The following is a 5,835-nucleotide window of genomic DNA, read 5'->3' as shown; positions in this document are numbered from 1 at the left end:
CATGGTGGTACTCCCTGTTCTTTTGGGGGCCATCGGGCAGGCTTCGGTCGAAGGAGTACTCGTTAGTTCCTCCGTTGTGAGCTGCAAGTATGCCCCGCAGAATCGATCGGAGCGTTGCTACCCGTTTATTTCCTGGGCCGGGGACGGAGAAGAGTTCTCGGGCGATATCATCTACTGACGCCCCAAAATCCCCGTCTCCAAGTTCGACAAGATAGGACGAGAGTTTCCGGAACGCATCTCGAAGTTCTTGTTCTTTCTGGGTTCTCATTTGGGCAACTCTATTTTCACTAGGTAGCTACCTCCATGATTTTCTGCATCATCCCTAACATCCCTAATGGCTACTTGTAGTAACACCCGCTAGCCCGGCCAAAGCCCAGCATAGGCCGGTCCGGCTGATTTTCTGGCGTGGTGCCGCTGCGTCGGTGAGGTCTTCACACCAGACGCGTTGGCAGTGGGTGCGGCGGTAGCGGCGGTACCTGATCACCAAGACGGGGCGACGCCATCCAAACGGTTCGTGGGCCAGGCCCCGGGTGACGATATCACGTGGTATGCCGGATGTTCCGCAGGTACGGCACCTCGGGTCAGGGCTGGTCACTTGGCAGAGGATCTGAGCTTTCTGCGGCGTGATGCGCTGCCCGGTGGCGGTGAGTCCCAGTCCGTCGAGGTGGTGAAAGTCCTGGGGTTTGCGGGGTATAGATAGAATGTTGCACAGTCGAGGTCTCTAGAAATGGTTAGTGTGGTAACTACCATTCTTCTGGACGGCCTCGACTTTTTCCTGCTTTGCGACATGCCCGGGATCCAGGGTCTTGAGTTTAGGAGATTACAGTCTCAACCCTGAAGAGCCTCCAATGGTCTTGCTGAGGCTTTGAACGGTCGGTTGGAGCACCTGCAGGGAATCGCTTTGGGATTCACGAATCTGGCGCACTATATTTCACGATCATTGTTGGAAACTAGTGGCTTCAGATTGCGTTTACACTCTGAATTCTAAAGAGCAGCTTAAGAGCCTTTTTTACGCAATGCGCCAACGTAAAAGATATCCAGAAATTTTATTCTTGCAAAAGAATGAATCACTTCGGTCGCGTGCAATAAACTTTTATTTTTCGTTCCATCTTTTTCGAAATACATTTCCTCGATTCCACCTGGGCGGGGCGCGAGTTTGCTCCTCAGTGACCTCCTGAGGAGAATGGTTCGTTTTTGGCTAGGGATCGTCAGCAGTTCTTCATAAATTTCACTGATGAGGTGTGCTAGGTGTGACTCCTCTAGCTCGTTCAGAAGCGTAATGAGAGTCCTGAATGCGTCGTCCAGTTTGGCATCTTTTAGATTCATCATTGGGGCAGTGGACTTTCGTTGATAACTGTTCCTTTTTCTGGCATTGGTTCACCGTTTTTAGGTGGCACCCATTCGCGCGGTGGGATATAGATCTGTTCAGTGCCACCCGGGTAAATGACGTCACGATACTTGCCGTCGCGCTGCGGTGCTACCCTACCACCATACTTTTCTGTGTACTCCTCAAACTTCGCTTGATAACGCATAGTGTATGAAGTTTGGCCGTTTGGGTCGTATCCCATTTCAAAGGCTTTATCTTCCCAGAACAGGGGTAGGGCCTTGTCGGTGCGTACTTGGTCTAGATTTTGTGGCATATCATGCGCCCAGAATGCGCCTAACTTGTATTTGTCGTTGCCTACCCGGTTGAGGACTTCAGGGCTATGGTTATAGCCGGATCGATAGTTCCCGTACTTAAATGTTTTCATGGTAGACCATTTGAGCCACTTAGGCTTATACGCAGTGACACCACCCGGCAGTGCACCAGCAAGCGTTGCACCACCAAGTTCACTCAGACTAAAGTCACCATCATTCTTGACCAGCTCACCTTGCCCAATAGAGGACATGGTGTTTTTGGCGCCTTCAAGCAACGAATGGCCGTACGACTTAGCCTTGTTCCAAATGTTCTGACTCTGCTTCGCGTCCGAATAGGCTTTCAACTCTTCAGCGCTCACCGGCGACAAACCCAACGGGTCAATCTGAGCTGGTCAAGTTTCTGAGACACTAACTATGATTTTTTCTTATTAAACTCAGGCCGCGAGAGCCAAAGAATTCTGCTCCCAATACCAGTCGAGCAACATCTGAGGACTCAACCCGCCATTAGTCGTATGCGGACGCTTCCTGTTGTACCAAATCTCAATGAACTCCATAACCGCGGTACGCGCCGCCACCCGGCTCGTAAACGCCCGATGATGGTACATCTCGTTCTTGATCGTCGAGAACGCCGACTCGGCAACGGCATTGTCCCAACACACTCCGGTACGGCCCATTGACTGCCGCACACCATTCTCAGAGCACCACGCTTGAAATGCATCTGACGTGTACTGCGTTCCGCGGTCGCTATTAAGCCGATATCGGCTTAATTCAGATTATGCCGAGGTTTTTGTTAAGCCGAGAAAACCGGACTCGCACTGGTTAGCGGCAAGTTGAGCCACTATTCCTCGGCTTAACTGTTCTTCCTAACGCAGGCTGTAGAGCTTGTCGAGCTCCTCCCGGCTCAATGGGATTTGCTGCACCTCTTCAATCGCTGGGCTCCCAGCGGCCATCGCAGCACGCATCATGTCCAGCGTCGCAAAAGCATAAAACGACGATGTCGTGCTCATGTTCTCATGTCCCAAGAGCTGCATGATCAAGGGCAGCGCGACTCCTAGCTTGTAGAGGTCCATTGCCTTCGTTTTACGCAGCATATGGCAATACAAGCGCTCAGGCATGCTGGGGCATGTGAGACGTGCTTTTTCGCCAGCGTTCTTCAGCACCAAGCTCACGGCGTCCGCTGAAAGAGCTGTCTCTTGGCCGCTACGGTAGCTATAAAACAATGGACGGTTCCCTTGCCTACGCTCACCTCCGGAATGGAACTGCGCAAGATAAACCTCCAGATGTTCCACCGTCTTGCTGCTCAATGGAATGATCCTGCTTTTGCCCCTCTTGCCGGTCAGCCTCACGCAGACCGGTTCGGTAAAAGAAATATCGGCGAGGGTCAACGCAGTCAGCTCACTGACGCGTGCGGCTGTGTCATAGAGCAAGACCAGCAGCATTCGATTGCGCCGAGATTTCAATGTTTCACCACCGTATGCTGCCAGAAGGTGAGTGGTTTGTTCGGCTTCCAAGTAATCGATGGGTTTTCTTGCCGCCGCAGGTGTTTTCAAAGTCCGTGCAGACTCATCGACAGCCATCAGGACAATGTCTTCGGCCGAAACGTAATGCAAAAAGCCTTGATGGAGGTCAGTCGCAATCCAACGGTCCGCGGCTGGTAGTTCTTGACTTCTTGCATCCAGATAACCCATCTTTTCAACAGCTCCCTGCTGAAGTGATCAAAACTTATCTCTTCCCGACGGATATCTTGGATTGAGGTTAGGTAGTGCACGTAGTTTTCCAAGCTGATCCGGTATGCCTCGATAGTCCGCGGTGAAGCACCACGGACTTTGGGCAGGTAGTCGTGAAGATAGCTCCGCGCGTAGCCCCAGAAGCTGCATGCCATGGGTGTTGTTGTTTTTTTCATTCGAATCCCACCTCCGGAAACAGGCCTTGATAAGGCTGGCTCAACTGGGCATAGTTCTTCAAAAAGTCCGGAGAGGTATGCACGTAGTAAAAGGTGCTATCCAACGAGGCATGCCCCATATAACGGGATAGATAAGGAAGCATTGCGTTGACGTCGAGGCCTTGGCTCATCCACCGTTCAATGTTTGCGTAGGCAAAGTGATGCCGGAACGAATAGGGGCGCGGTCTGGGACCACCTTCGGTTCGTGGCAGGCCAGCTTGGTCCCAAATCTTGTTGAACATCACCCCGACTGCAGTGTTGCCGATAGGAGCACCAGTCGAGGTAGTAAAGAATGCCTGGCGCTGAGCACTGAGGCTGGACTTCGTTTTCTGATCGCTGCGAAACAAGACTTGGCCGAGCATGCCGTCAAACGGGATACGACGACTCCGATTGCCCTTGGACCAGAGGATATTCAATAGTTTCCCCTCCAGATCGACATCGCCCACTGCCAAGCGCTGCACCTCGCAAGTGCGTAGCCCGCAAGAATGCATGAGTCCGAAGAATGCCGTGGCTTGCCATTGCCACGGTGTCTTCGTCGCTAGATGTCCAGCCGCAGTAAAGAAGCCATTGATCTCTGACTGGCTGAGTAAATATGGCTGCGACCGGTGGAAACCTGCACGCCACTGTTCCGAAAGCACATAAGCTTCAGGATGTGAATGGGCGTGCATCCACCGGCCGAAGTCGCGAATATACGACATCCATGAAGGCGGCGATCCAGGTTGCGCCGCACGCTTTTCCGCGATCCATCCGATGACCGTTTCTTGGTCAAGGACGCGGGCTTGATGCGCAGTGCAATACTCATCGAAGCTGCGCAGATAGTGGATCCGTGATGCCCCGTAGCAGCCCATGCTCTGCTTGAATTCTATGAATCGCGCCAAGTCGTGGGCGAAGACACTGGTGAAGGTTGGCGTTTTCATTGTTTCCGGCTTACTGGCAGTGGCAGGACGCAGGCCAGAAGCTGCTCCACGTCTGTGCTCAGATACACGTTGGTGGAATCTGCGCTGGCATGACCCAATACGGCAGAAATCGTTGGCAAGGGCGTGCCGGCACGAAGGAGATTGGATGCTGCGTTATATCGAAGCATCCGCGAGCCAACCTTCACATGGTCCACCCCTGCGGCACGGAAAACCGTGCTTATCACTCGGTAGATTGACGCGTGGTCGCCGAATGCCTTGTGGGGCGCTTTCCACCGAATGAAGACCTGCGGGGCCGTAGTCTCTGGCCGCTCGTGCAGTACGTAGTCCGCCAGCTTCTTCAGCACCAGTGCAGGCAACGGAAGCGTGAGTGGGTTCCCGGTCTTTTGCTGAACGATTCCCAGTGTTGAGCCGCGCCAATCTACGTCATCAAACTTGAGGTTGACGACATCGCAAGCACGCAGCCCAGAGACTAAACACAGCAACACGATGGCCGCATCACGAGCCGAAACTGCTGGGTTTTCACGGCAGAACTCGACCACGGTACGTTCGGACTGCGGATCTAGTGTTTCGTGGATCCGATGATGCCTGGGCGCCCGGGCGAGGGCTAAAGCATCGAGCAAGTCGGTGCGTTGCGTGAACTTCAGGAACGGGCGGAAATTGGCCACGACGGACCACATCGTGGTTTCTGCCCAATGCTTGCGCAAGGATTCAAGAAACCCCAAGACGCTGGCACTATCGGCTTTGTCCCAGGTGGAGATTCCTTGAGTCTCCAAATAGGTCAGGTATTGCGTCGCCATGGAACCGAAAGAATAAAGAGTGACCTTAGCGAGCTCGCGTTGCTTCATGTCTTGATCCCAAGAGCTGAGCAGTTGGCAAAACTCCGGGGTCTTCGGCGACGGAATCGTTGAAGGGTGTTTGCGCACGGCCAAGTCCACGCATCCTGTCAGTACGTATGAATCGTACAAATGAATCAGGCGTTGGTAATCGGTGCTGCGTTGCTTGCTGAATTCTCCCGTCCTTGGACTGGTCGTCATCATGGCGAATCGCGCACCCAGTTCGCAGGTGTAGGTCCCATCGTGTTGGGCCGCCAGCATCTCAAGCTGCTTAATCGATTTCTGGTATTGACCGATTGTCGATTCCATATAGCCAGCGGTTCTGAGCGCAGCGACAACGGCTGCGCCGATCTCTTGCACGGAGGTATCCATGACTCGCTCCTTTCAATTTGGAGCACGGATACCGTCAGGATAGGCCTGAATGTTAAGCCGAGGAATAGTGGCTCAACTTGCCGCTAACCAGTGCGAGTCCGGTTTTCTCGGCTTAACAAAAACCTCGGCATAA

The 5,835-nt window shown here is 53.2% G+C and carries 7 protein-coding genes and 3 pseudogenes; 1 reads left to right on the top strand and 9 read right to left on the bottom strand.

The genetic code is table 11. The features are described from left to right. Both ACT3UA_RS18715 and ACT3UA_RS18710 read right to left on the bottom strand, forming a co-directional pair. Positions 1-268 (bottom strand): hypothetical protein (locus ACT3UA_RS18715; RefSeq protein ID WP_444617839.1); only part of this gene is annotated, 268 nt, incomplete at its 3' end. A gap of 90 nt (positions 269-358) precedes the next feature. Then, positions 359-710, bottom strand: a pseudogene (locus ACT3UA_RS18710) (ISL3 family transposase); the annotation flags it as partial. Between the two features lie 131 nt (positions 711-841). Here ACT3UA_RS18710 and ACT3UA_RS18705 point away from each other — a divergent pair. Beyond that, positions 842-988, top strand: a pseudogene (locus ACT3UA_RS18705) (ISL3 family transposase); the annotation flags it as partial. An 8-nt stretch (positions 989-996) separates the two neighbouring features. On the opposite strand, the gene ACT3UA_RS18700 reads toward ACT3UA_RS18705, so the two are convergent. From ACT3UA_RS18700 to ACT3UA_RS18670, 7 genes and pseudogenes are all read right to left on the bottom strand, one after another. Then, the gene (locus ACT3UA_RS18700; RefSeq protein ID WP_444617837.1) at positions 997-1,329 is read right to left on the bottom strand and encodes a hypothetical protein; all 333 of its coding nucleotides are present in this window, start codon (positions 1,327-1,329) and stop codon (positions 997-999) included. Then, complete coding sequence (locus tag ACT3UA_RS18695) at positions 1,326-1,997, bottom strand: hypothetical protein (protein WP_444617835.1); 672 nt, start codon at positions 1,995-1,997, stop codon at positions 1,326-1,328. The genes ACT3UA_RS18700 and ACT3UA_RS18695 overlap by 4 nt, the downstream gene beginning before the upstream one ends. Positions 1,998-2,072: 75 nt before the next feature. Beyond that, a pseudogene (locus tag ACT3UA_RS18690) lies at positions 2,073-2,387 on the bottom strand (integrase core domain-containing protein); the annotation flags it as partial. Positions 2,388-2,501: 114 nt separating this feature from the next. Then, entirely contained in the window at positions 2,502-3,326 is an 825-nt protein-coding gene (locus ACT3UA_RS18685) for a tyrosine-type recombinase/integrase (RefSeq protein ID WP_444617833.1), read from the bottom strand. Further along, positions 3,215-3,520, bottom strand: a complete 306-nt coding sequence (locus ACT3UA_RS18680; RefSeq protein ID WP_444617841.1) for a site-specific integrase — start codon at positions 3,518-3,520, stop codon at positions 3,215-3,217. The genes ACT3UA_RS18685 and ACT3UA_RS18680 overlap by 112 nt, the downstream gene beginning before the upstream one ends. Before the next feature lie 17 nt (positions 3,521-3,537). Further along, positions 3,538-4,497 (bottom strand): tyrosine-type recombinase/integrase, encoded by a 960-nt coding sequence (locus ACT3UA_RS18675; protein ID WP_444617831.1) that lies wholly within the window; start codon positions 4,495-4,497, stop codon positions 3,538-3,540. Continuing rightward, a complete protein-coding gene (locus tag ACT3UA_RS18670) occupies positions 4,494-5,702 on the bottom strand; it encodes a site-specific integrase (protein WP_444617829.1) in 1,209 nt (402 codons plus the stop codon). The genes ACT3UA_RS18675 and ACT3UA_RS18670 overlap by 4 nt, the downstream gene beginning before the upstream one ends. Positions 5,703-5,835 lie beyond the last annotated feature (133 nt).

The sequence above is a fragment of the Glutamicibacter sp. 363 genome, from assembly GCF_052379505.1.
GTDB lineage: Bacteria > Actinomycetota > Actinomycetes > Actinomycetales > Micrococcaceae > Glutamicibacter.
The sequence above is the reverse complement of the archived record's forward strand: the minus strand, read 5'-3'. Positions and strand labels throughout refer to the sequence as shown.